This is a genomic window from Polyangiaceae bacterium (genome assembly GCA_020633205.1).
GTDB lineage: Bacteria > Myxococcota_A > Polyangia > Polyangiales > Polyangiaceae > JAHBVY01.
The window spans coordinates 444,196-469,086 of record JACKEB010000015.1; the positions used below are offsets into that span (position 1 = coordinate 444,196).

The 24,891-nt window shown below is 63.5% G+C and carries 17 protein-coding genes; 8 read left to right on the plus strand and 9 right to left on the minus strand.

Features of this window, described 5'->3' with window-relative positions; translation table 11 throughout:
* Position 1: 1 nt before the first annotated feature.
* Together H6718_24645 and H6718_24650 are read left to right on the plus strand one after the other, a co-directional pair.
* The gene (locus H6718_24645; protein ID MCB9588622.1) at positions 2 to 1,648 is read left to right on the plus strand and encodes an ABC transporter substrate-binding protein; all 1,647 of its coding nucleotides are present in this window, start codon (positions 2 to 4) and stop codon (positions 1,646 to 1,648) included.
* 368 nt (positions 1,649 to 2,016) lie between these two features.
* Entirely contained in the window at positions 2,017 to 2,856 is an 840-nt protein-coding gene (locus tag H6718_24650; GenBank protein MCB9588623.1) for a DUF481 domain-containing protein, read from the plus strand.
* 7 nt (positions 2,857 to 2,863) lie between these two features.
* On the opposite strand, the gene H6718_24655 is transcribed toward H6718_24650, so the two are convergent.
* From H6718_24655 to H6718_24675, 5 genes are all read right to left on the minus strand, one after another.
* Positions 2,864 to 3,766, minus strand: a complete 903-nt coding sequence (locus H6718_24655) for an SDR family oxidoreductase (GenBank protein MCB9588624.1) — start codon at positions 3,764 to 3,766, stop codon at positions 2,864 to 2,866.
* A 209-nt stretch (positions 3,767 to 3,975) separates the two neighbouring features.
* Positions 3,976 to 5,016 (minus strand): ferritin-like domain-containing protein, encoded by a 1,041-nt coding sequence (locus H6718_24660; protein ID MCB9588625.1) that lies wholly within the window; start codon positions 5,014 to 5,016, stop codon positions 3,976 to 3,978.
* 105 nt (positions 5,017 to 5,121) lie between these two features.
* Positions 5,122 to 6,408, minus strand: a complete 1,287-nt coding sequence (locus H6718_24665; GenBank protein ID MCB9588626.1) for a PEGA domain-containing protein — start codon at positions 6,406 to 6,408, stop codon at positions 5,122 to 5,124.
* Entirely contained in the window at positions 6,405 to 9,161 is a 2,757-nt protein-coding gene (locus tag H6718_24670) for a VCBS repeat-containing protein (protein ID MCB9588627.1), read from the minus strand. The genes H6718_24665 and H6718_24670 overlap by 4 nt, the downstream gene beginning before the upstream one ends.
* 95 nt (positions 9,162 to 9,256) lie before the next feature.
* Positions 9,257 to 10,882, minus strand: coding sequence for a serine/threonine protein kinase (locus H6718_24675; GenBank protein ID MCB9588628.1), 1,626 nt, complete (start codon positions 10,880 to 10,882; stop codon positions 9,257 to 9,259).
* A gap of 342 nt (positions 10,883 to 11,224) precedes the next feature.
* Here H6718_24675 and H6718_24680 point away from each other — a divergent pair, with 342 nt between their 5' ends.
* Positions 11,225 to 11,401, plus strand: coding sequence for a hypothetical protein (locus H6718_24680; protein ID MCB9588629.1), 177 nt, complete (start codon positions 11,225 to 11,227; stop codon positions 11,399 to 11,401).
* A gap of 71 nt (positions 11,402 to 11,472) precedes the next feature.
* On the opposite strand, the gene H6718_24685 is transcribed toward H6718_24680, so the two are convergent.
* Positions 11,473 to 12,486, minus strand: a complete 1,014-nt coding sequence (locus H6718_24685; protein ID MCB9588630.1) for a hypothetical protein — start codon at positions 12,484 to 12,486, stop codon at positions 11,473 to 11,475.
* 313 nt (positions 12,487 to 12,799) lie between these two features.
* Between H6718_24685 and H6718_24690 the strand changes: the two genes are divergently transcribed.
* From H6718_24690 to H6718_24710, 5 genes are all read left to right on the plus strand, one after another.
* The gene (locus H6718_24690) at positions 12,800 to 15,886 is read left to right on the plus strand and encodes an alpha/beta fold hydrolase (GenBank protein MCB9588631.1); all 3,087 of its coding nucleotides are present in this window, start codon (positions 12,800 to 12,802) and stop codon (positions 15,884 to 15,886) included.
* Positions 15,887 to 15,889: 3 nt separating this feature from the next.
* Positions 15,890 to 16,918 (plus strand): UbiA family prenyltransferase, encoded by a 1,029-nt coding sequence (locus H6718_24695; GenBank protein ID MCB9588632.1) that lies wholly within the window; start codon positions 15,890 to 15,892, stop codon positions 16,916 to 16,918.
* A gap of 132 nt (positions 16,919 to 17,050) precedes the next feature.
* Positions 17,051 to 18,865, plus strand: coding sequence for a serine/threonine protein kinase (locus H6718_24700; GenBank protein ID MCB9588633.1), 1,815 nt, complete (start codon positions 17,051 to 17,053; stop codon positions 18,863 to 18,865).
* A 130-nt stretch (positions 18,866 to 18,995) separates the two neighbouring features.
* Entirely contained in the window at positions 18,996 to 20,087 is a 1,092-nt protein-coding gene (locus H6718_24705; protein ID MCB9588634.1) for a hypothetical protein, read from the plus strand.
* Entirely contained in the window at positions 20,084 to 20,362 is a 279-nt protein-coding gene (locus H6718_24710) for a hypothetical protein (protein ID MCB9588635.1), read from the plus strand. The genes H6718_24705 and H6718_24710 overlap by 4 nt, the downstream gene beginning before the upstream one ends.
* Here the strand turns inward: H6718_24710 and H6718_24715 are convergent.
* The 3 genes from H6718_24715 to H6718_24725 all read right to left on the minus strand — a co-directional run.
* The gene (locus H6718_24715) at positions 20,359 to 21,204 is read right to left on the minus strand and encodes an acyltransferase family protein (GenBank protein ID MCB9588636.1); all 846 of its coding nucleotides are present in this window, start codon (positions 21,202 to 21,204) and stop codon (positions 20,359 to 20,361) included. The genes H6718_24710 and H6718_24715 overlap by 4 nt on opposite strands.
* A gap of 9 nt (positions 21,205 to 21,213) precedes the next feature.
* Positions 21,214 to 22,785, minus strand: a complete 1,572-nt coding sequence (locus H6718_24720) for a wax ester/triacylglycerol synthase family O-acyltransferase (GenBank protein MCB9588637.1) — start codon at positions 22,783 to 22,785, stop codon at positions 21,214 to 21,216.
* A 76-nt stretch (positions 22,786 to 22,861) separates the two neighbouring features.
* A partial coding sequence (locus H6718_24725) for an SEL1-like repeat protein (GenBank protein MCB9588638.1) occupies positions 22,862 to 24,891 on the minus strand: 2,030 nt, incomplete at its 5' end.

Below are 24,891 nucleotides of genomic sequence, written 5' to 3' on the forward strand. Positions count from 1 at the left end.
GATGAGGAGTTTCAAACACGGTAGCGCCGCTTGGAAGTACTTGCGCTTCGGCGCGCTGGCCCTGGGCAGCGCCTTGCTGATGCCTCAGCTCTCCAGCTGTAATCTGGTCGTGGATACGAGCACCGAGCAGTGTGAGTCTGACTCTGACTGCTCTGCAAAGGGCGGCGCGTTCACGGGTACGCTCTGCACTGAGCAGAAGGTGTGTGAGCGACTGGTGTGCAGCTCGAGCGCCGAGTGTTCGACGCGCCTCGGCGAGGCAGCGGTGTGTCGTCCGTCAGACAACTCATGCGCGAAGCTGCGCACCGACGACTGCACAGAGATCTTCCCCGAGGACGCGCTCATGGAAGGGGAAACCATCGTGCTCGGGTTCATGGGGCCACTGCGCGACCAATTTGCCAGCGTTGGGATCCCCTTGCGGCAGGGCGCCGAGCTGGCGCTCAACGAAATCGAGACGCGCACCAACGGCTTGCCCGCTGCGGGAGGCTCAAGCCAACAAAGACACCTCGTGATGTTGGGGTGCCACGACATAGACAATCCTGAAGCCGTAGCGAAGCACCTGGTCGACAACGTCCAGGTACCCGCGATCCTGGGGCCAGCCTTCAGTGGGATCACCGTGCAGGTGACGACCGACGTCACAGTGCCCGCCAACGTGATGACCATCTCCGCCTCAGCGACAAGTCCCGACATCACCTCGCTGAACGACAAAGGTTTGGTGTGGAGGACGGCTCCGTCCGACACCATCCAAGCGATCCCGTTGGCCGAGCTGGTCCTGAAGGTGGAAGAGATCCTGCGGAACGACGGCAAACTAGGCGTTGGAGAATCCGCACGGATTGCAATCGCCGCAAAGGACGACGCCTACGGGCTCGGCCTAGCGGACGCGGTATTTGCCCAGATGCAGGCTCAAGGTGTCGGCGCAGCCTCGGACTCGAAGCTCCTGCTTCGGCGGGACTACGCGGACCCAGCTGACAACGAAAACGTCGACTGGGAAACGCCCGCGAGCGAAATCGTCAGCTTCCACCCGCACGTGATCTTCGGTCTGGGGACGAATGAGTTCGTCACCGAGCTACTGACGCGGGTGGAGTCCAAGTGGGACACAGCCGACCGGCCAAAGTACCTACTGCCGGAAGGTGGGAAGGTGGACGAACTCGAAGGCATCGTTGCCGCGCAACCGGATCTCTCCGCGCGCATTCTCGGTACGGTCCCCGGTGCGCAGCTCGCGCCAGGCTACTCCGGGTTCGCACAGCGCTTCAGTGCGTTCTTCAATGAACCGCCGGGGACGTTCAGCGAGTTTGCCTACGACGCCGCCTACCTGCTTGCGTACGCGATTGCCATCACCGGCCAGGCGCACCCGAATGGCACTCAGATGGCGGAGGCCATGAAGCACATGACCTGTTCGGACAAGACCCTGGTGCCGGCGGGGCCCACCAACTTCTCAGGTCTGTTCCAGAACGCGGCGACCAATCAGTGCATCGACTTTGATGGCGTGAGCGGGCCGCTGGACTTCAACAACGACACCGGCGAAGCATCGAGCGATATCGCGATCTGGTGCCCAGAGCGCAGCGGAAGCAACGTGTCGTTGAGCGCCCAAGCGGAGTACTACAGCGCCGCCGAAGGGGCGATCCAGGGCACCGTGACTTTCTGCCCCTGACTCGGTTCTTGCCTACCCTGCGCTGGCTCCGTGAGGATCATGCGCGGTTGGTCAGTGTTGCAGACTGAACTCGACAAACCGTCGCCTGTAGTCGACGGCGCCGCGGTCTCGTCTCATAACGGGGCAGCAGCCGTGCGAGCGCACCCGCATTTTTGAGTCTCTGTGCTGCTTTCTGTATGGTTTCGAGCGCGGAGAGACAGGGCACGCCTCTTGCTAACCCGCGTCCAGGGGCTCGCCCTCTCTTTGCGGATCAGCCTGAAGCCGCAGGCCTATCGCCAAAACGCTTCTCTAGACTTACGCGCCTTCGGCGCCTCGACGGAGTTTCCATGAGAAAAATTTTCGGACTATGCGTTGTCTTTGGATGCCTTTTGAGTTCCAGCGCCTGGGCACAGGTCCCCACCAGCGCCCAAGACGACGCCAAGGTGAGCGGTGGAGCGACCGAGCTCACGACCGACAAGGCCACGACGATGGGGGCCCCGGACGAAGAATCCAAGGACGCGACGGAGCTGAGCGTGTCCGCGGGTGGACTGCTTTCCACAGGGAACGCCCGACTCTTTGCCGGCACAGCCAACTCGAAATTCAGACTTCGGCGGTCCGACAACCAGTTCTCTGCTGCTGCGGCCATCAACTACGGTCGCGCGGCGGCCGGGCCCGACGAAGACCTGGAGACCAACGTCGAGAACTATCAGGGCACCGCGAGGTACGACCGGTTCTTCGGTGACTGGACCGTCTTCCTCTCGACTCAGGCCCGCCGGGACCGCTTTCAAGGGCTCAACCTGCGAGGCCGCGTAGACCCGGGTGTCGGCTACTACTTCATCAACGAGAAGACCGCGCTGCTCTGGACCGAGGTGGGCTACGACTTCTTGTTCGACTTACGTAGGGCGGACTCCCTGGAAGTCAAAGACGACGCGGGCAACGTGGTCGAGGTCTTGGACGACACCGAGGTGGTCCACTCTGGGCGCCTCTTCCTGGGGTTCGACTACGCCTTCCATGACGACCTGAAGCTCGCTCTCGGGGTCGAGTTCATGCAAGGCATCAGCGATACGGACATTCGCCGCGTGAACGGCACGGCGGAGATCAACGCGAAGATCGAGGGCAACCTTGCTCTCGCGTTTGGCTTCACCGAGCGTTACGACTCCGCGCCGCTACCGGGCAAGGAGGAACTCGACACCATCACCACCGTCAGCATCGTGTACACGCTGCTGTGAATCACGCTCAAGCGGTTTGATTCTGAGCGTGCTGTCCGTTGCTGATAGCACGCTTTTCTGTTTCCGTGGGGATGCCGACCCACTCTGCGCTCGCGTCCCAGAGCTGCTTGGGTAGTGCTGGATCGCGGGCCAGCCGACTCGCCTTCTTCGGGCGAGACTTCTCATAGTAGAGCCCGCTCTCCTTGCCCGCCTCATCGCTGAGGGCGCAGTGAAGCGTGGTTTGGGCACCTTCTTCGTTCGTGAGCATGAAGAGCTTGATCACGGAGCGGACGGGCCACGGCACCGAGCGCCACACGTCGCTCGCGACGACGCCAGGGTGGAGCGCGTACGTGGAGACGCCGGTGCCTTGGAGGCGCTTGTCGAGCTCGATGGTGAACAGCACGTTCGCGAGCTTGCTCAGCGCATACTCGGGGATGCCCCCGATGGTCTTCGTGCGCTCCTTCACGCCACTCAGGTCGAAGTCCTTGGTTTGATAGTGAGACTTGCTCGAGACGTTGACGATGCGAGCTGGCGCGCTCTCCACGACGCGGTCGAGCAGCAGTCGGGTGAAGAGGTAGGGACCGACGTGGTTGACGCCAAACGTCAACTCGAAGCCGTCTTTGGTCTGACCACGCGTGCCCGCGAGGCCGGCGTTGTTGACCAAGATATGAAGCGGTCGCTCTGACGCCAAGAACTCCGCGGCAGCCTTGCGTACGGACTCGAGAGACGCCAGATCCAACTCTAGGAACTCGAGCTTCGCCTCAGGGATATCCTTGCGGATATCATTCATCGCCTCTTCGGTTTTCTGCCGAGAGCGACAAGCCAAGACTACGGTCGCTCCAGCCCTGGCCAACTCTTGCGCGGTGACCTTGCCGATCCCGGTGTTTGCCCCGGTGACCACGCACACTTTCCCCTGAAGGCTTTGTTCCATAGCTTCGCCGTGCTCCATAGCTTCGCGTGTGTTCCAATGGGCCGAAAGAAAAGGGTCCGCCCAAGCTGAGTGGATAGGTACGCGCGTGAAGCCGTACCCGTTTCGGAAAAATCACGCGAAGCGTCAAACGCCGGGAATTTGGGCTGAAAGTGCCCAACAGTAGCGAACCAGAGTTCAGGTCGGATGCCGCGCCGAGAGGTGCTGGCACCTCAGGAGTTCAGGAAGGTCGTCTCGCCGTCGACCACGTTGCCGCGCGCCGTCTTGATGGCGTGGGAGGAGTGAACATCCAGTGCATCCGCTGGCGTCGCGAGGGGCTTCGTCAATGCGTTCCACACGGCGCCCCAGCGGGCACCCCGGTTGTTTCGTGTTTCTTCCGTGGGGAACATGAGTTCCACGGTGGCGCCGATCATGGGCATGGCGATTCCGCGGTTCTTGTCCACGTCCCAGCCAATCGCCGCCCAAGCTTCACGCACCGCGACCATCTGCTTGGCCCGCGCGCGGTCCAGGATTCGACGCTGATCGATGCCGAGCGCTTGGAAGTCGGGTTCGAGGACCTTGTTCTCCCACAGCGCGAACCCCACGAGCTTGGCTTGAAACAAGCTCATGCGGATCAGCTGTGGCCGGCTCATCTCCTTCATCAAGATGGGCAGGTACTGAACGCCCAGCCCCACGTGTCGAGCTTCGTCTCGCTCGTAGTAGCGCATCAGTTCACTCAGCACGGGCTCCACGTTGAGCTCGCGGATCTCCTGAAAAATGGCGAGCGCGATCGTCTCGATCAAGAGCTGCATGCCGAGCAGCTTGCACGCCAAGTCGTCGGTCGACAGCACATGATCCAGCAAGGCCTGGGGCGCGGGATCGAGCCTTTCCGGAAGGTAGTCGAGCTCCTTCAGGTAGTCGTACATCGTGTAGAAGTGCCGCGCCTCGTCGAAGGCCTGACTCGTTGCGGCCATCTTGGCCTCCAACGGAACCAACCTATCCGCTAGCTGAGCTGATATTTTCCACGCGGCTAATTCTCCCCAAAGAATGATCGCGAAGACCCGACGTAGCGCTTGCTTCTTCTCGGGTGCGACCCTCACCCCCCCATGCTTCTCCAGCAACATAGGGAGGATCTCTTTGCCGTCCCACGCGAGCACCTGACCCTTGTGGTAGATCCGCTCACAGGTTGCGAAGCGTTTGGCCTCTGCGGCGTTCCGCGCCAGGTCGAACATGTCGTAGCTGAGCCGCGAGCTACCAAAGCCTAGGAATCCCATCGGAACCTCCGTGTTGAGCGCAGCCTATCACAAACTAACCAGCCGGTCAGAATTGGAGGCAAGCGGCCGCGGGGTTTGGGGGGAGGGGAGTACTGGGAATGGCACCTAGAAGCGGCCGTGGAGTGATCCTCCGAGAGTGCCAGGACCCCAGAACGGCGCCGCGGACATCTCCATGCTTGGCTGAGGCGCCTCTTCTTCTTGAGTCTTCGTCTTGGGGGTGCGCTCACGCTGGTCGAAGTTGATCTTCGGGTCGTCGAAAGACATCAAGAGCACGCTCGTGGCGGTCAACAGCGCGCCTGCTCCATACGCGATAACCGATGCCGTGCGGAAATCGTCCCGCTTCGCGATGTGGTCTTCGTACTCCAGGACCTGGGCGCGTGTGATGTTGCTGCTGCTCCGTTGATCATCGATGTCTTGCGCCTTGCCTTCCTGGCGTAGCGCGAGGAAGGTGAAGACGCCGCCGGTCAGGAGCCCTGCCACACCCGTTCCGAGCACGACGTAGCTGGCTACGCGCTGGGTCGTGACCTCCAAATCCACGTTCAGCGTGCGCTTCTCGCCTCGGCTCAGGTCGAGCTCCTTCGAGTAGGGTTCCCGACCCGTGCGACTCACCGTGATCAGGTGCGTCCCCGCCTCGAGCTCCAGGGGCCCGTTGAGCGGTGTCACCCCAGCCGGCCTGCCGTCGACGCGGACTTCGGCGCCGCTCTCCGTGGTGATGCTGATCTTTGCGGGTTGGGGGCGGAGGCGCACGTCGACGGCGACGATGCCACCTTCCGCGGCTTGCACTTCTCTTTCCTCAGGGAAGTACCCTGGCGCAGATAGGCTGACCTTGTGCTTGCCTGGTTTGACCTCGGCAATCAACGGCGCCTGCTTCGTTGCGCCGCCGTCCAGCTGCACCTGCGTTCCTTTGGTCTGTGACGAGACCATCAAGCGGGTTTGCTGGATGATCGGCGCCGGAGCGGGCGGGGGGGGCGCGTCGGGGTTCTCCGGATTTGGGGTGGCGCTCGCGGCCAAGCGCGCGGCGATGGGCTCCAGCTCCGAGAGGGCTTGTGCCGCGTCGGCTCGCCGACCTCCCTCAGCAACCTTGGAGAGGTAGCTGCGGTAGTTCTTGATCGCGAGCTGAAGGTTCTGTGCGTTCTTGTCGATGAAGTACTGACGGCGATACGCCTGAGCCGCACTGAACAGGATCGCTGGGCGTGGAGAGTACTTGTACGCCTGATCAAAGGCCTGGATCGCGGCCAGGTACTCGCCGGCTTCGTAGGCTTGCGCGCCAGCGTTGAAGTACGTGCGCGCCTTCTGCACGTCTTCTGCTTGAGCTTGTGCGCTCGAGGTCGAGAGGCAAGGCGCGCTGATCAGGGCAGTCGCCAGGAGGCTAGTCAGCAAGAAGCGTCTCATTCGATCACCGCCTTACCCAAGAACACCTGGACGCCGCCGTCGCCAGCAACCGCGAGGTCAGGGACGCCATCGCCGTTGTAGTCCGAGCTGACGACGCTGTTGCCGCCGCGAATCGCGGGTAGATTGCGTGCGTTCACCAGTTCGTGTTTGCCGAAGTCAAAGTCGGCTACCCAGCCGCCTTCGGCGCCGAGCAGTACGACTTCCGGTGAGGCATCGGTGTCGGCTTGGGTCAATGCGAAGGAACCTGGGTCCACGTCGCCTGGGTTGGCGAAGACGATGCGCTTTGACGCGTCGATCGTTCCGTTGCCTTCGTTCTTGAAGAACACGATCTTGGGTTCCGGAATGCCGTCGTCTCCCGCGGCGGCTAGGCCCAGCGCGAGGATGTCCTTCTTGCCGTCCCCATCCACGTCTTGGACGAGGATCTGGCCGTTGTAGACCACGTAGCCGGTGCTCGTGCTGCCGTCGGGGTTCGCCGGCTCGGGGCCGGGCACCGGACCACCCGTGACGTTTCCCAGGGGATCGAAGTAGTAGCTCTCATCAGTAAACTGGGGATCATCGAGCACGAAGCCGTTGTCCACGACGTGAGCGACAATCAGTACACCACCGGTGGAGGTGCCGTTGCACACGAACGCGACCAGCTCGTCGACCCCGTCACCGTCGAGGTCGACCGCTGCTGTCAGCGCGTTCTCTCCGGACTCCAGGGTAGAAACGGGCTGGCTGGTAAACACCTTGGTGGAGTCGATGGCGGCTTCCCCGGTGGACGGTAGGAGCCACACGTGGTTGGTGTAGTTTCCGTCGAAGGCGTCCGTGGTGGAGGCAAGCACCGCGATGTCGTTGTGATCGTCTCCCGTGAACTCGCCGATCACCGCGCGCACGGGAACCGTGTCGCTGTCGCCGTTCAGGTAGAAGGGAGACACGAGCTGGCGGTCACTGCTGCCGTTGAGCAGAGCGATGCTCCGGCCGTCGGAAGTCTCCGAAGTCGACAGCACGAGCAGATCGGCGATGCCATCGGAGAAGAGCTCCTCCACGTTTCCACTCACGACGCGGTCGATGCGGGCGAGGCGCCCCATGCTGATCGGTTCGCCGGGTCCACCGAAACCGTTCCCAAAGGCGATGGAGAGCGAATCCCCCGTTTCGACACCGGCGCCGACGTTTCCGTGGGGACCACGCTCCTTGAAGGCGAGGTCGTTGACCAGGTCGCCGTCGAAGTCGCCCACCGTGAGTTCACTGGGTTCACCACGGGCCTGGATCTGGAAACGGTTCAGGCGCCCGTCTCCGACGCCGTTGTAGAAATCGATCGTATTGGAGCCCGCGCTGATGGTGGCCACGTCGGGGATGCCGTTGGCGTTCAAGTCCGCGACCACCGCGGAGGTCCAGGGCGCCTCGAAGTTCGCCGTTGTCAGGCTGTAGGCGGCGCCTCCGAGCGGTCCCGTCATGGTGCCGGTGTCGCTGACGAGCACCGAGTTCTCGAGAACCAAGTCGACGACTCCGTCGCTGTTCAGGTCGCCCAACGCGAGAGGCATGGAGCATACGACGCTGCTGCCGATGGACACGGCGTTGCCATCTCCGGAGCCCGTCAGGGACGCCACGTCAGAATCCGAGTGGAAAGTGCCGTCGCCAACGCCAAACGCGATGAACAGCTCCGAATCGCCACCAATGCACGGTGAATTGCCGGTTGGCTCCGCGCCGATCAACATGTCGAGGTGAGTATCCGCGTTGAAGTCGGCAAGCTTGACGCCGCTGCTGATGACGCGGCCGGCGGGGAGCTTGACCGCAGGCAGCGTGCGCGCCGGCGGGGAACCCTCACCCGCACTGTAGGAGTTCCACTTGAGCGCCGCACCGTCGCGATAACACGGGGTGTAGACCCAGACGCTGTTGGCTCCTTCGTATGCGAGCGCCAGCTCTTCGCAAGGCGACTGCACTTTGCGCTCGTCGAGATTGCCGACCGCTGGATGTCCCGCGAGGCCTGACACTGGACCCGGCAAGGTCAGCAGCAAATCCACCGTGTCCGACGCGGTGAACATCAAGTCTTCGGTGAGCATCAGGATCTCGTCACCCTGGATGTCCAAGATGTCAGGACCGATATTCACCTTGGTCTGCATTGCCTCGAGAATCACCACCTCCGCTTCGACGTTTCCCACGTCGAACGGAGAGTAGGCGGTCGGTTGTAGCGTGCCGTCGCGCCGACCCCTGAGCACGTTCAAGCCGCCGCCAAGCTCCGAGCGGAGCACGACCAGATCGGATAGGTTGTCTCCCGTGAGCTGACCGATGGCCGGGACGATGGCGGCGCCGTTGACGTCCGTCTGGGCCTGTTGGTTGCCGCGCTCATCCAAGAAGTGGATGCCGAGCTCGGTGGGGGTCACGCTCACGATCTCGGACTGACCGTCGCCGTCGAAGTCACCGCTCTCGACGCGCAGGGTGTAGCCCTGTCTCAAGACGCTGCCCGGTGTGTAATCTCCGGACGCGCGTCGGCAGACGCCATCGGTCCCACAGCCAAAGCCGGCGGGACAGTTAACGGTCTCGCTACCCGGTTGGCTGCTTGCGGTGGTGCAGAGGTAGCGGCACTGATTCTCGGAGCCTTTAGGTGCGCAGTTTCCTTCGGGAAACGAATCGCACTCCTCCCCGGCCTCAGGCTCGATCACCCCGTTGCCACACTCTCCGCTCTCGATCGTGTTGAGGTTCGCACAGCTCGCGAGCACCACACCCGTGAGGGTGGTGCCGAGCCAGGTGAAAAGCCCTGCAAACCTTCTCATTCTTGTTCTGGTCAAGTTATGGCCCCTAACCTGCACCCGCGGGGTGCCTTTAAGCAAAGATGGTCGATGCGTCGGTGCTTTCGCGCCGCGCAGAGTCAGAACGGGTTCTCCAAGTCTCCGCTGCCCTTCTTCTTGGTCTGTGTGCGCTGGACGATCTTGGCTAGCGTGACGCTGATCACGCCACCGACGTCAGGCTTCACGTGCACCTTCTTCGAGAGGTAGCCGGGCGCCTGAAACTCGATTTCGACTTCCTTGTCTCCGTACGGCAACTCGAGCGGTTCGTCGGAGGAGCCGATCTTCTTTCCGTCCACGTACGCCTCGACGCTCTTCGGCTTCGAGTCGACGGTGAAGCGCACACTGGTCGGCTTCTCCGGCTCTTCAGGCTTTTCTGGTTCTGCGCTTTTCAGAGGTGCGGCAGGCGCTTCCGTGGCCGTGGGCGCTGTAGACGGCGTCGGTGTTGCCGTTTCCGCGAGGTGATCCGCTGTGACCTGTGGATGATTCGAGCGTAGGGCGAACACAGCGGCGCCGGCGCCGCCGAGCACGAGTACACCAAGCACCGCGAACAGCGCCATGCGAGAGCTCTTTTTCGGGCTGCCCGTGTCGACCGCCAGGGGCGCTTGGGTGGACGCGCCCGCGGCTTTCTGCAGCTGTCCTTGAATCGAGGGCGACATCTGTTCGGTGTCGAGCTCGGTTCGATCGAGCACACCGAAGCGCGGAGTCGGCATCGCGTGCCCGCCGCCCGAGAGTGGGCTCACGGTCACGCTCATGCCGGCGCTCTGCGCGGCCGCTGCTAGCTCCTCCAGGGCCCTCGAGACTGTCTGAGGGCGATCGGCTGGATCCTTTGCCATCATGCGCTGAATGGGCGCGTCCAGTTCCGCGGGGAGACCTCCAACCGCGCTCACTGCTGGTGGCGGTTCGTTGATGTGCTTGAGCATCAACGTCAGCATCTGGTCGGAGACGAACGGGCGCTGACCCGTTAGTACCTCGAAGCACATGACGCCGAACGAGTAGATGTCCGTGCGGTGGTCAACTCCAGTACCGCGACACTGTTCCGGAGACATGTAGTAGGGCGTACCGATCGGGGCGCCGGTGTTTGTCTTGTGGCCACTCGTGTGGTCGCCGAGTAGCTTGGCGATACCAAAGTCGAGGAGCTTGGGCGTCGGCTTCCCCTCGGAGTCGAAGGCGATGTAGATGTTCTCTGGCTTGAGATCGCGGTGCACGATCTCGTTCGCGTGAGCTGCGTCCAGCGCGCGCGCTACCTGACGCAAGATCGGTACCGCCTCCTCTGGGCTCAAGCGACCCTTGCGCTGGATGTACTCGTCGAACGGTACGCCATCCAGCAGCTCCATGACGTAGTACTGGCGCTTGTCTGGCAGGCTACCGAACGCGAAGATATCGATGATGTTCTGGTGCTGGATCTGATTGACGGCACGCGCTTCCGCGATGAAACGCGAGACCATCTGCGGGTTCGAGGAGTACTCGCGGTTCAAGACCTTCACCGCGACGCGCTTGCCGATCAGCGGATGAACGCCGGCGTAGACCGAACCGAAGCCGCCTTCACCAAGCTTCTTTTCGATTTCGTACTCGCCGACAGTTATGCCTGGCGTGAGGTCAGGATCGACGCCTGCGAACGCGGCGTCCGGGAGCAACGTCTCGCCGTCATGGCCGCACTTGGCGACGCCTTCGGGATAGACGGTTCGGCATTTGGGACAGGTGGGCATCTTTGAGGGCGGGGGCCTTGAAGGAGCCGCAGCGTCGCTCGGGCGGCTACACAGTGGACTCAGTTTGATAGGGTGCGCGCCTTCCTCGACGCGATCAATAGTCACCGAACTTTGTCGCGCAGCTCACGAGCAGCCTGAAGGCGGAGACGCGCTTTCCGGCGCCGCGGCTAGACGAGGCCGCTCGCTGATGCGGCAAGTTCCGCAGTCCTTCGGGTGTTCGACCGCGTTTTTTACTTGGTTTTCCTTGAGACAGCCCAGGCCGCCTTGCTCACCTCTGCTGGTCGCCATGAGCCAGAAGCCGGTCCGCCTGCGCGCGTGTGACGTGTGCTAACCTTCGCGGTCATGCCCGTCTGCAAAGCCTGCGGTGAAGAGGTCGACGAAGTCGTGTCCGTGAAGGTCAACGGTAAGACCAAGAAGCTCTGCGAGGAGTGCGCAGAGATCGCCGAGCAGGAACAAGAAATCCTCGAGCAGAGCGAGTCGGTCGTGCAGGGGATGATGGGGTTCAAAGGGCGTCGCTAGGCGGCCGCACCAGCTGCAGCGGCACGCTCACTGCGCTGCAGCACGCTCACTGCTGCAGCACCAGGCTTGCTTCACTCATCGCTTGGGGCTGCCGCTAGCTCAGCGAGGAAATCTCGTACCGCGCTGTGGCCGAGCAGATGCTGGGCGATGCGCTGTCCGCGCTCGATCATGGCCTCACGGGTCTCCGTGGAGACGCCGGTCTCCTCCAGCAGTTCGGACAAGGGCCGTGCTCCCTCATGGTCTAGAAACGCGCTGACCTCGAGTAACACGGCCTTACTCAGCGCCTCGCCCCGGGCGTTGTGACGTAGCACGTCGGGCGCAAGTTCCGCGGCCATGCTCCGCACGTCTTCTACGTCTCGCATCATGTCCGCGACCTTCACCTCGCGGATGGCGCGCAGCGCGTGACGCCGCATGCGTTGAAGCAACGCCTGCCCATCGTCGCTCTTGAGTCTCTCAATCATTGCCGCGCGGAACTCGTCTTGGGCGGTCCGGCTGAAATCTGTCACGACCTTCTGCATGCGACCCTCGAGGCCTCCGACCACGCTCTTGCCCACGTCGGAGATGCCCTTCGCTCCTTCGCCGACACGGCTCTTGAGCCCCCGCGCCAAGCCAGAGAGCGCGCTGCCTCCGGCGGCCGCGATGCCGGTACCGATACCCACGCCGGGCAGTCGCTTCGCGAAGCTTTGGAGTGTGCTCTGCACCACCGGCGAGAGCAGCTCCCGCATGAGCTTCGGATCGATGATGTCCTCCGCCCATTTGCCCTGGGGAATTCTCAGGCTCGACAGCTGCTCTTCCAGTGCTGCCCAGCTCGTGTCGCTCATCAGGCTCCCCACGCGTTGTTCGCTCTCATCGAAGCGCTCGAGCTGACGGTACCAGCCAGGGGTGACGTGCTCGTCGACCAACAGCGACGCCGTTTCGCCGCCAAGCGCGACCAGCACGAGGGCACCGACCCGTGGCAGGTCGACCAGCTCCTCCAGGGGCAGCTCGAGCAACGCGTCGACTACAACCGCGGCCCCTTGCCGCAGCCGAGGGTCGTCCGACGCGCAGAGTCCATCCAAGACCTGATTCAATCGCGATCTGTCCATGGCGGCCCCATAGCTCAGCCTGGTCTCGTCGCCCAACCGGGCACGATCGGCGAAGCGACTGGCCGGCGCTGAAGTCGCCAGTCGGCCACAACGAGGGCTCGGCAGGCGCGGACAAACAACGACTCGGGCGCTGCCAGCCCATCCCCTCTCAGTCCTCGTTCGCTCAATCGACAAGGCTCGAGGGAGCGGCTAGTGTGCTTTTTCGCGCTTCTCGAGCGCTTGGGGGTTCGCCCACCATCGCGTCCGGAGACGCGATGTGTTCAGTCACTAATCGCCGTCAGCGTTTCGTCAAAGCGCCCGCAAAAAGACTCACATGGCCAGACGTCATTCACGACCCAGAGGATTTGGGGGAGGCCTCAAGCGCGTCAGCAAGGGCGCGCAGAACGCCATGGAGGTACTACGCCTCGGGCGCCTGACACCCCGCCAAGGTGCAACCTTCGAGGTGGTCCACCAAGAGCGGATGTTCAAGCTGCGTCGCTACGCCAGCGTGAAGCATCCGAGCGGAACCCGCGTGAAGGCGCCCCTCGTGCTCATCCCGCCATTGATGCTCACGGCGGAGATCTACGACGTATCACCCGAGCTGAGCGCAGTCGGCGTGCTGACCAACGAAGGCATCGATCCTTGGGTGATCGATTTTGGCGCGCCCGAACGCGAAGAAGGGGGCATGGAGCGCACCCTCGATGATCACGTGCGCGCGGTCGCCAAGGCCATCCGCATGGTCGCCGAGCAAACAGGCGCCCCGGTGCACCTCGCTGGCTACTCCCAGGGTGGGATGTTCGCGTATCAAGCTGCGGCTTACCTTCAGTCCGCTCACCTCGCGTCGGTGATCACGTTTGGTAGCCCCGTGGATATTCACGCCAACCTACCGTCGCTCTCGAATGAGGTGGCAGAGCGCGTGATCGGAATGGCGCGGACGCTGATCGAGTATCCGCTGACTCATATGGAGGGTCTGCCAGGCATCCTCACGAGCACCGGCTTCAAGCTGCTCACGCCCGTGAAGGAAGCCCAGCAGCTAGTGGACTTCGTGCGCAACCTGCATGACCGCCAAGCGCTGGAAAAGCGCGAGAGCCGCCGCAGGTTTTTAGGGGGTGAGGGGTTCGTTGCGTGGCCTGGTCCGGCGCTGCGGAAGTTCATTGATGAATTCGTGGTGCACAACCGCCTAGCGTCGGGCGGCTTCGTGATCGACGGCCGAAGCGTGACGTTGGCTGACATCCGCTGCCCAGTGTTGGCCTTCGTTGGAGAGCGCGACGACATCGCCCGGCCCCCAAGCGTGCGAGCTATTGCGAACGCCGCACCCAACGCGGAGGTGTTCGAGATCCCGCTGTCCGCAGGCCACTTTGGACTAGTCGTTGGTTCGACGTCCCTCAGGGAAACGTGGCCGAGCGTGGTGCAGTGGCTGCGCTGGCGCGAAGGCTTGGGAGAGCAGCCCCTGCTAATCAGCGATCCACACGCAGAGCCGGAAGCACCCGAGTACCTCGACGACGACGACGAAGTCGGTGGCTTCGACCTCGACGTGGATATTGACCTATTCGTCGATACCGCGGCTAGCGCGGTCTCTTCCGCGTGGAAGCGCCTGGGGCACGCTTTCGAGGACGCAGCGGATGCTGTCGACAACTTGCGCTTTCAGCTGCCTCGCTTGAGCCAGCTGCGACGCATGGGCCCCGACTCGCGCATCAGCATGGCTGGAGTGCTCGCGCGCCAGGCGAAGCACATCCCAGAGCAGACGTTCTTCCTCTTCCGCGGGCGGGCCTTTTCCTATGCGGACGCTGACCGCCGGGTGAATCACGTCGTGCGTGGCTTCATCTCCTGCGGGGTGCGGCGTGGAACGCGCGTTGGCGTGTTGATGGAAGGCCGACCGAGCTACCTCTCGGTGGTCGCGGCGCTGAACCGCATTGGCGCGATCGCCGTGCTCTTGAACCCGGCGTCTTCGCGCATCGCGCTGTCAAAGTGCCTGGAGATGGGCGAAGCGGAGTTCTTGGTGAGTGACCCGGGGCACGCGGAGCTCGCGCGGGACTCTTTCCAGGGCGACGTGCTGGTGCTGGGTGGTGGTGGGCGAGTGCGCAACTCGACTGCTGGCGTGATCGACATGGAGCAGATCGATCCTGATCGTGTCGAGCTCCCCGCCTGGTACGAACCGAACCCGGGCAAGTCGGGTGATCTGGCCATGATCATCTTTACCTCGGGTCGCTACTCGAAGCCTCGAGCGGCACGCATCACGAACCGGCGTTGGGCGTTCTCGGCGTATGGCGCGGCCGCCGCTTGTACGCTCACCGGGAAGGACACGGTCTACTGCTGCCTGCCATTGCATCATCAGTCAGGCATGCTGGTGAGCGTCGGAGGTGGGTTGGTCGGTGGTGCACGGCTCGCGTTGGCCAGTCGTTTCACCCCGGAACTATTTTGGAAGGAAGTACGTCGCTACGGCGCGACCGTCGTCTTCTACGCCGGCGAGATGTGCCGCGAGCTGGTCAACGCTCCCGTTGCGCCTTCGGAGCATATCAATCCCCTACGACTGTTTGCGGGCAGCGGGATGCGCAAAGACGTTTGGTACAGACTTCAAGATCGCTTTGGGGTTGGCGTGCTGGAGTTCTATGCATCCAGTGAAGGCAACGCGGTGCTCGCCAACGCATCCGGCAAGAAGCTCGGCGCCCTGGGGCGGCCGCTGCCTGGCGCCACCGACATGGCGATCGTGCGCTACGACTTCGACCGTGGCGAGCTGATCAAGGACGCCCGCGGTTGGCTCGTCCCGACCAAAGAAAACGAGTGGGGGATGATGATCTCCCGCGTCGACTCGACCCATCCTTCAGCAACGCTCGCCGGCTACGCTCAAGACCCCGACACCGCGAAGCGCATCGTGCGGGGTGCCTTCGAGGCCGACGACGTGTGGTTCTTGACGGGCGATATCCTGCGCAGGGACGACGACGGTGACTACTGGTACGTGGACCGCGCCTCAGATATGATCCGTACGGTAACGGGTCCTGTCGCGACCACCGAGATCGAGGACGCGCTGTACGATTTGCCCGAGGTGGGCCTCGCCGTGGCGTACGCTTTGCGGGTGCCCGGTACTTCCTGGCAGATGCCGGTTGCTGCCGTGGTGCCGCAAGGTGACGCGCGCCTGGACCCCGGCGCCATTCTGGACGTCATCGAGCGACAGCTGCCGCTACGTGCGCGGCCACGTATCATCCGCGTGCGCTCGCAGATCGCCCTCACGGATGGCTACCGTCCGATCAAAGCGCCGCTCATCGAAGCTGGCATCCGCGGCAGCTCCACCGAAAAGCGCTTCTGGTACGACTCGGATCGACATCGTTACGAGGAGTTGGACCCGTCGGGCTACGTGGAGGCCGTGCGTCAGGCCGGCGGGAGCGCGTCGGAGCTCGACCTCGAAGAGGAGGCGGCGAGCTAGCCCTTGAACCTCAGAGCTGACAGCCTCGACCACGCTCCGGAGGACGACCGGCAACGGCCCGTTGGTGTGCGCGATACGCTGAGCGCGCTGTGGCGACTGTCGCGACCTCAGGGCGCCTTCTGGCTGTCGTGGATCGTATTGATCGGATACGGCTTCACGCTCTGGGACTGGGGTATGGGACCACGTGGCGTCTCGGGGCTCGTCGTGATCTTGATCAGCTGGTGGCTGCTCAACGCAGGGAGCCTGTGGCTCAACGCGGTGCTCGACGACGACCAGGGCGAGGTCCTGTTTCAACCCTCTCCCGTAGCTTTGCCTCGCGGAACCGCTGTGGCGGGTTACCTCGCTCTGACTTCAGCCGTCGTGGTGAGCGCTTTCAGTCGCTGGCCGGGAGTGCTGTGTGCAAGCGGAGCGGCGATCTTGGCGGTGCTGTACTCTCACCCCCGAACCCGCTGGAAGGGGCACGCATGGGGTGGGCCGTTCGTGAACTTGGCGGGCTACGGGCTGCTGACTCCTATCGCCGGGTTCGCTCAGACTGGGCTGCCTCCTACGGCCCGGGGCTTCGTCACGCTGCTGCTCCTTGCCGCGTGGATCTTAGGCGCCTTCTTCGCCGCCCAAGCGTTCCAACAGCGGGAGGATGCCGAGCGCGGATACTCGACGCTTGTTGTGAGCCAAGGGGCGGTCGGAGTGATTCGCGTGGCCCGCTGGTTGATGGGTTTCGCGATGGCGGGCGTGGTGCTCGGTATCGCGCTTGGCTACTACCCAAGGCTGCTGTTTCTGGGAGCGCCTCTGTTGTGGCTGACGGATCGCTACATCAAGCGTTGGCAGGAGTTGGCCGGTGGCGCTCAAACGGACAGCTGGGGGCGCGCGATGGCGATGGGCCTGCATCGGCGCATGATGCTCAGCGGCGCCTTGCTGTTCGTCCTCGCGTACTACGACTACCAGGCGGACTACCAAGCCGACCGCCCAGCGGCGGGGTGGGCGACCGCGCGCGGCCGGCCGCCTTTCCCTCAGCGTTTCCAGAACACCGAGTAGCCAGGCACGCAGCGGCAAGCCGCTCGCTCGCATTCCCTCGCGGGTAGCGAACGCGAGCTTCCGTAATCATTCGCGAGGTTTCGTGACAGGGGGTGCCCTCACTGTCCAGTTCTGCCATGCTCGCTGCGAGCGATGTTCGTTTGTCCTGAGTGCGGTCAGTGCTTTCAGGCGCCGGGCCAATGCCCGAGCGACGGCAATCCTCTATCTGACAACCTGACCGAGCCGTTGCTCGGGCAAATGGTTGGAAGCTACCGCATCGCCGCGCTGCTCGGAGTGGGCGGAATGGGGCGCGTCTACAAGGGTGTTCATCCGCAGATTGGCAGCCGCGTGGCGATCAAGGTGCTGAGTATGGAGTGTGCTCACCACCCGGCGCTGGTTCAGCGTTTCTTCGCGGAAGCGCGGTCCGTGAACGTGATCCGCCACGAGAGCATCGTCAACATCGTGGATCTGTCGACGCTCAGCGATGGACGCCCGTACATCGTCATGGAGTACCTCGATGGGCAGTCGCTCTCCGAGGTGATCCGCGAGCGCTCACCGCTACCGGTGGGCGGCGTGATGACGCTGATGTTCGAGGTGCTCGATGCGTTGGCGGCCGCACATCAAGCGGGCATCGTGCACCGCGATCTCAAGCCCGACAACATCTTCGTGACGGCGCAAGGTCGGCCCAAGGTGCTCGACTTCGGAATCGCGAAACTGCGACCGGAGCTTGGTGCTGGCAGTGACGCGACGCGCACCGGATCCATCCTGGGCACGCCCCACTACATGTCCCCTGAGCAGGCTCAGGGCCAGCACATCGACCATCGCAGCGACATCTACGCACTGGGCATCATCCTGTTCGAGCTATTGACCGGTGCCCGTCCGTTCGAGGCGCCCACCCTGTACAGCTTGCTCGACATGCACGTGAAGCAGCCGCCCCCGCCGCCGACTTCCGTGCGTAGGGATCTGCTACCGGTGTTCGATCAAGTGGTGTTCCGCGCCCTAGCGAAGCGCCCTGAGCAGCGCTACCAGACGGCCGGCGAGATGAAGCAGGCGCTGGAGCTCGCTTCCCAATCACTTCCGCAGGGAAGTTGGGCGGGGCTTGGTGCCCGCAGCAGCGGTCGTCCGCCGGTGGGCAATGTCACACCGCACTACGGGCGTCCTCCTACTGTGCCGAGCACCCTTGGGGGACAGATACCAAGCGGGACCTCACCAAGTTTTGGCGGTCACCCTCCGGGCACCATGGGTGGTCAGGTGATGAGCGGTGGGTATGGCGTCGGCCCGACTGGCGGCTCCCTGCACTTGTCACCCCCCGCAGCGCCCGAGCGCTCGTCACCCATTCCGTACATCTTGGTCGCCGTGGGTGGGTTCGTGCTGATTTGTGCGATGATCCTAGTGTTCTCGTTCGGCCTTTCCCTCGTCGGTCAGGCGAATAGCAGCGCGAACCAGCCAGTGGTGAACACGCCCACCGCCGATCCGGATGATCCTGACGATGACCCGGGTTTGCCCGTCGCGAACGTGCCGGGCTTGCCAACCGGTACTGCTAACACGCGCTTCGACGTTACGTCGGAGGCGTCCACCGCGTTCAAAGCCGCAGAGAAGGTCAATCCTGGCCTGAAAGTCGCCTTGATTACGGCGAACGGCGTGAAGTCCGACGGAATGATCGACATGAGCGCGTCGATGACGAACTCGGCCACGTTTCAGTTCGTCAACGCGAGCACCTGCGTGCTGGTTTCCGCGACCCAGTTTGGCAACACCACCATCGCAATGACTCGCTCGGATTGCTCCGGCACACCCGTGCGCCCGCCGCGCTGTAGCCTCGCCAACGTGATGAAGCGCGCCTTCGCGCAGACCAAGGCCTCTCCGACCGCCCTCGGTATCGTGACCTACCAGGGAAATAAAGCCGGGGAACCGCGCTGGTCGGTTACGTTGGGTGTCTTGAGCCACGCCGAGGTCCCCGACGACTGCTGAGTCAGAGCCTGAGGGCACGAAAGCCGAAGCGGTTATTTCTGCCGCTCCACCCGACTCAACGCGCGGAAACAGCTCTGGGCAGCGCCTCCCGGGGCGCATTCGCTTAGTCCTCTTCAGCCTCTGCCTGATTTTGGGGTTAGGAGCGCTACCTCGCGCAACCATCGGTACCGAGGCAAAGGCGTATTACCAGGGGGAAAAGTCGACCCAAGTAGCGCTCGCTCGTCGCGTCGCCAAGGCCACGCTGGAGCAACCGGAGCCCGACTTTTATCGCAGCGGCATGTCACGGTTCGATGGGCAGTCTGCGATCGCCATCTACCAGATGACCCTGCTCGGCCTGGGGCAGGTCGTATCCGCTCATCCAGAGCTCCGAGACGAGTTCTTGCCCGCCATGCGCCGCGCCGCAGAGCGCCTCGTGGCCCCACAGACGCTGACTTACGCGGCGAAGGTGTATGGCCAGCATGGCGTTCGCTACATGGCACCCGGCGCGGGGCACGCCTACCTGGGCTACATCAATCTGGGGCTTGGAATGCTCCGCAAGTTCGACCCGGAGACGCCGCTCGCGGCGCTCCACGATCGGCTCACTCGCGACCTCGCGGCGCGGCTATTCGCGTCACCTACTGGGCTCATCGAGACGTACCCTGGGGAAACGTGGCCGCCGGATGTCGCCGCGGTCGCTGGTTCGATTGGCCTGCACGATTGGGCGGTGGGCAGGCCGCAGCGCGCAGCAATGGGCAAGTGGTCCCAGCGCTTCCGAGAGTGTGCGTTGGATCCGACCGGCTACCTGGTGCAGCGGCTCGTTTCTGGTGGGTGCAAACGTAAGGACGCACCGCGCGGCTCAGGCACTGCAGTCTCTTCGTACTTCCTCTCCTTCGCGACGCCGGAGCTCTCTTCAGAGCTGTTTCGCGGGTTAGCCGCCGACGGCCGCAGAAGCTTTTTGGGGTTTGGTGCGGTGAAGGAGTACGCATCCGGGTACTCCGGTTCGGGCGATGGCAACGCTGGGCCCATCGTACTCGGGGTGTCCGTGGGAGCTTCGGGGTTTGCGCTGGGCGCCGCGCGCGCTCATGGAGCGGAAGAGATGTTTATCGAGGGATACCGCACAGCCGCGCTCTTCGGTATCCCGACGGAAACTTCCAGCGGCGTGCGGCATGCTGTCGCCGGCGCTCTTGGCGACGCGCTGCTGCTGGCCATGCTCACGGCGCTACCAGCGGAGATCTACAGGTGACCACTGCGAAGCGCACTGGCGAAGCGCCGCCTTGGCGGGCGCTGGGCGTAGGGGCCTGCTTGTGGCTGGTGTTCTATGGACTCAGTCATCTGCTCGCCGGCGGCGACGTGATCGCAGGGATCACTCGAGGAAGCCTGCTGTGGGGGGGCGGTCTCGTGCTGCTCCTCAGCTTGCGAGTATTCCTGATCTTGGTGTGGCCCACGTGGGTGCTGTACCGCGCGAGCTGCTTCCTCGCATGGCGCCTCCACGGCACGCGGACGAGCAAGCAGCGCTAGCGCGAGGTACGTGGCCTACGCCGTTTGCCCGGCTTCGAGTCTGCCGCGCGCCGTGCTTGCAGTTCGGCGATCAATGCCTCCACGCGCTCGCGCGTGGCGTCCCGTAGCGCTCCGATGCTGCGCGTGTCGCGCCCGAACGATTCCGTCGGGATCTGTTCACCGATCGCGAAGTAGAAGCGTTCGGGTTTTGGCAAGGGGGTGCCTTTCCAGCCGCGCACGAACGGCATCAGGGCGTCACCGCCACGCATGGCATCGTAGAGCGGCGTCTTCTTCAGCAGACCGCCCACGCCGCTTTCCAGTACGTCGTCCGCGTCCCACACGATGTCGAAGCACTCCTCGGCTCCGACCGCCGCGAAGGGCAAGATTGGGTAGCCATGCTCGATGGCCATCCGAGCGAAGCCGACGCGCTCCTTCCAGATCAACTCGTACGCCTCTCCCTTGCGCTTGGCCACTTCCCGACCGCCGCCGGGAAACACCAGCACGTGCTCTCCAGCACGCATCAAGGCTGCACAGGTCTCTGGGCTACCGACGACCACGCCGATCCGTTTCATCATGTCGCGCCAACCGGGCACGGCGAAGTGGAAGCGATCACCAAGCGCCCTGACCCACACCCCACGCTCTTCGTAGATTTGCGCTACGAAGAGCGGAGCGTCGAGCACGCCGATCAGCGTGTGGTTACCCACGAGCAGCGCGGGGCGTTTGGGGTCGACGTGTTCCAACCCAAAGAACTGCGGGCGAAAATAGGCGCGGCTCGGCGCCATCAAGAACTTCACCTGAGCCTTGGGCGGCGGACGGAATCGTAACAGCTCCGCGTCCTCGAGTGAGCGCTTCGTCGTCGCCATTTCAGAGGCTCACGCGTCGACTTGGGCGTCGTCAGCGTCCTGAGTGGGCTCTTCCTCCTCAGCCGTGGCCACGCCCAGTTCCTTGGCTACTTGACCCACGCTGGCGGCGACTTCGAGGGCGCTGCGCGCCTTCGCTGAAGCTTTCTGCGCGGCAATCATGGCGTCTTGTGCCAGGTCTTCGGCGCGCTTCTGAGCGGACTCGATGAGCTCGAGGTAAGCCGGCTCCACCTGGTCCGCGAGATCCCACACATCGGGCATCGAGTCCGCCGCGACCATGAACCCGAAGTCGATTGAACCTTGATAGCTCATCACGGTGATGTTCAACGCCGCGCCTTCCATAACCGGCCCCATGGGGTACGCCGCGACCAGCTCTGCCCCCGCCATGTAAATCGGAAACGGCGGGCCGGGCACGTTGGAGATCACCAGGTTGTGAATCGGTCGGTGTCGATCTGCGAGTTTGAGCCGTGTGTAGAAGCGTGCTGCCAAGTTGAAGGTCGTGGGGGCAGCGAACTCCGCCCAGTTCTGCAACATGTCGGCGCCGATGGCGTTGTGCTCTTCCTTCGCGCCGCGGGTCGTTGCGGCGATGGTCAAGAGCCGCTCCCCTGGGTCCTCGACATGGGTGGCGAGCGACGTGAACATCGCGCTCACCTTGTTGTTCGACTGACCCTTCTCCGACGAAGCACGTACGCTGATGGGCACCGCGGCGATCAACGGGATTTCAGGCAGTTCGTTTCTTGCCGCGAGGTAACGGCGCAAGGCCCCAGCGCACACCGCCAGCACGACGTCGTTCACCTTGCAGTCGAAGGCCCGCTTGATGGTCTTGATGCCATCCAGCGGCAGACGAGAGAAGGCGGCGTTGCGCTTGGCGGAGATCGCCCCGTTGAAGTGCGTGCGCGGTGCGGTGAGCGGCGCGGCGCCGTGCTCCACCTCGGGATCGCGGCGATAACGGATCAAATCCGAGACGGCGCGCGCGGTCTTGGTTGCGAGCTTCGCCGCCTCCACCGGTTGCTTCACTCGAGAGAGCAGCGCGTAGCGCACCAGATCGCCGTGGGACGGCAGCTCCTCACTAGGCTTCTTTCGCGGAGCAGGGGGGGAGGACACTTGGCGCTGCAAGTCGAAGAGGTGGACCAACAGACCTGCGCCGCTTGCGCCGTCCACCGTTGAATGGTGGACCTTGCACAGGATCGCGACGTGCCCGTTCTCCAGGCCTTCGATCACCCACGCCTCCCACAGCGGGCGTGAACGGTCGAGAGGTGTGCTGGTGATTCGGCCAGCTAGAGCGCCAAGCTCCCGCATTCCTCCGGGAGCGGGGCACGCAACTCGTCGCACGTGGTGGATGATGTCGAAGTGGGGATCATCGATCCAGAGCGGGTGGTGCAAGCCGAATGGCACCTCCAAGAGGCGCCTTCGCATGGGCGGCACGAGGTGGATGCGGCTCTCGATCAGCTCGGTCATCCGCTCGAAGGAATAACCGCCCGGCATTTCCGAAGGATCCAGCACGGCGACCATCGCGACGTGCATGTGCATCTGGGGTGTCTCTAGATAGAGAAACGATGCATCTAGTCCCGATAGCCGCTCCATTTACTGATCCTCCCCCCAAGAGTGTCGCAGCAGTATGCCTGAGTTGCCTACGATCCCTCGGGTTTTGTCCCGGGGTTCATTCCTCGTCGTCGTCCGGCTTTGGAGCGTCTGGGGCCGTGCCTCCGCTGGGCGCAGGAGCACCGCTTGGCATCGCGATCGGCGCGCCCGGGAGTAGGCCGCCTCCGAGTCCACCAGCGAGTCCCTGCTTGCCCTGCGCTTCCTTGATCTTCGCCAGCGCCTCGTCCGTGTTCTTCTTAATCTTGCGCTCCGCCTTGCGCACGATGTCGCTCGGGATGCGTTTCTTCATCTCGCACGCCGGCGGGAATCCACCTTCGCATGCCGCGAGGATGAACATTGTCCCGCGCACTTGATCTCGCTTCGCTCCGCGGCCGTCGAAATGCCCACCGGCAGCCAAGATGCAGGCGCGCAACTCGCCCTGCACGCAAAGTTGCTCAGCGAGCTCGAGGCCTTCCTTCTCGCCCTCCTTGCCGCCGCCCCCAAGCATCATCGCTTGGGCGTACATGCTGCAGCCTTGGATGCTGCCAAGGTCCTTACAGGCGTGCTTGATGAGCCCGAGCCCCTTGTCTCGCTTCCTTGGGATCCCGCGACCGTCCGCGAGCTGGGCGCCGTAGAACGCGCAGCCGTCGCCGTCCTTGTTGTCGCAAGCCTTCTTGAAGAAGCTGGCGGAGGCTGCGGGGTCTGGCTTCTCCCCGTCGAGGCCTTGGGCGATGATACCGCCCAGCACGGTGCACGCGCGCCCACTGCCAGCCTCGCACGCCTTGTTGACGCGCTCCTTTGCCTTCGCGCCGTCGCGCTTGATCGCGCCAACACCCTGGAGTTCGAGCGTCGCAAGTTCCACACAGGCACCGGTATCGCCGTCGTCGCAGGTCTGGCGGATCACCTTCGCGCCTTCAGGCCCGTCTTTTTCCTTGTCGAAACCCATCGCTCCGACGAGCTTGGCCTTCCCCAGCGCGAGACAGGCAGCGACGTGCTTGTTCTCACACGCCCGACCGAGCAACTCGCCAGCCTTCTTCGGGTCCGCCTTCACGCCGGTGCCCGTCATATACAGCTGGCTCAGCTCAGCGCAGCCTGCCGGCGGAGCTTCATCGCACGCGGTCTCCAAGTGGGTGATGCCCTTGGCGGGGTCTCGTTCCACACCGCGTCCGGACAGATAGGCCAGCGCCAGGTGCACACAGCCTTCCTTCGCCTCCTTGCCCTCGCAGGCTTGCTTGAAGAGCTTCACGGCGGCTTCCGGATCCGGTTTGTCCTGGGCGATGCCTTCGAACAACATCACGCCCTTTCCTAGACAGGCGCGGTCGACCTTCTTCTCGCACGCTTGGTCGAACAGCTCGAACGCCTTCGCCGGGTTCTTCTTGGTCCCAACGCCGTTCAAGAACGCAGTGGCGAGCAAGGTGCAGCCGCGCGGTTCGAGATCGCCGCAGGACTTCTCCGCCAGAGCGAAACCAGCCTTCTCGTCCTTCTTCAGACCGCCAAGGCCGAGCAGCAACATGTGTCCCCGACCAGCGCAGCCCAGTGCGTTCCCGCCCTTGCACGACTTGTCGAAGAGTTCCGCAGCTTGCTTTTCGTTTTTGGTGTCGCCCTTTGCGTTGAGCAGCGCGCGGCCGAGTCGCGCGCAGCCCTCCATATCGCCGCCATCACACGCCTTGGTGAAGAGCTCCTGGACCTTCGCCGGCTCTTGTCCCGCTTCGTCCAAGGCCTTTGCGTAGATCAGACACGCCTCCTGATCGGGAGGGGTCCGATTGCACAAGTCTTCGCAAGCGGCCTTGAGTGATTCCTTCTTGCAGTTCTTGATGAGATTCTGCTCCTGCTGCTCCGCCAGCGCTTTCTGGTGTGAGTGCCAGGCAAACCCGCCCCCTGCGGCGACCAACGCGACGAGCCCGAGAATCAGCGGCGTCTTGCTCTTCTTCTCCTCAGCCGCGGCAGGCTCTGAAGTCGATTTCCCGGAGGAAGCGGCCGTCGACTTGGCCTTGACGGCCCGCTTGGACGACGCCTTGCCCTTGCCTTCGTTTGCAGACTCGTCCTCGTCTTCAGACTTCTCGTCGTCGTCTTCAGACTTCTCGTCTTCGTCGTCTTCGTCGTCTTCGT

Coding starts and splice junctions, on each gene's coding strand:
- H6718_24645 (MCB9588622.1), top strand. CDS start 2: ATGAGGAGTTTCAAACACGGTAGCGCCGCTTGGAAGTACTTGCGCTTC.
- H6718_24655 (MCB9588624.1), bottom strand. CDS start 3,766: ATGGAACAAAGCCTTCAGGGGAAAGTGTGCGTGGTCACCGGGGCAAAC.
- H6718_24660 (MCB9588625.1), bottom strand. CDS start 5,016: ATGGGATTCCTAGGCTTTGGTAGCTCGCGGCTCAGCTACGACATGTTC.
- H6718_24665 (MCB9588626.1), bottom strand. CDS start 6,408: ATGAGACGCTTCTTGCTGACTAGCCTCCTGGCGACTGCCCTGATCAGC.
- H6718_24670 (MCB9588627.1), bottom strand. CDS start 9,161: ATGAGAAGGTTTGCAGGGCTTTTCACCTGGCTCGGCACCACCCTCACG.
- H6718_24675 (MCB9588628.1), bottom strand. CDS start 10,882: ATGCCCACCTGTCCCAAATGCCGAACCGTCTATCCCGAAGGCGTCGCC.
- H6718_24680 (MCB9588629.1), top strand. CDS start 11,225: ATGCCCGTCTGCAAAGCCTGCGGTGAAGAGGTCGACGAAGTCGTGTCC.
- H6718_24685 (MCB9588630.1), bottom strand. CDS start 12,486: ATGGACAGATCGCGATTGAATCAGGTCTTGGATGGACTCTGCGCGTCG.
- H6718_24690 (MCB9588631.1), top strand. CDS start 12,800: ATGGCCAGACGTCATTCACGACCCAGAGGATTTGGGGGAGGCCTCAAG.
- H6718_24700 (MCB9588633.1), top strand. CDS start 17,051: ATGTTCGTTTGTCCTGAGTGCGGTCAGTGCTTTCAGGCGCCGGGCCAA.
- H6718_24715 (MCB9588636.1), bottom strand. CDS start 21,204: ATGGCGACGACGAAGCGCTCACTCGAGGACGCGGAGCTGTTACGATTC.
- H6718_24720 (MCB9588637.1), bottom strand. CDS start 22,785: ATGGAGCGGCTATCGGGACTAGATGCATCGTTTCTCTATCTAGAGACA.